This is a genomic window from Pseudomonas sp. Pse35 (assembly GCF_024519715.1).
Classification (GTDB): Bacteria; Pseudomonadota; Gammaproteobacteria; order Pseudomonadales; family Pseudomonadaceae; genus Aquipseudomonas; species Aquipseudomonas paracarnis.
On the sequence record NZ_JALJRP010000105.1, the window covers coordinates 1 to 243 of the forward strand.

The 243-nt window shown below is 63.8% G+C and carries 1 protein-coding gene; it reads left to right on the top strand.

Annotated features, from left to right (window positions below):
* The coding region (locus OC445_RS27000) for a hypothetical protein (RefSeq protein WP_262020467.1) at positions 1–243 on the top strand (243 nt) is incomplete at both ends.

Here is a 243-nt window from a genome sequence, read left to right on the forward strand (position 1 = left end):
TGTTTATCTACCTGTCGGCGCTGGTGGCCTGGGTACGCATGCTGCCGCCACCCGACATGTACGAACTGCTGGGTGAAATCACCGGCGAAGTCTTGATCAATCTGTTGCTGATCTGGGCCACGCGAGGCATTGGGGTCCAGCTGCGCCTGGGCGCTCAGGTGCTTAGTGGCGTCAAGTCCGGGCGGGCACGGGCGTTGTTGGAATTGCTGGCCAAGCAGGTGGCGGGGCCTCGGCTGGAGCCCC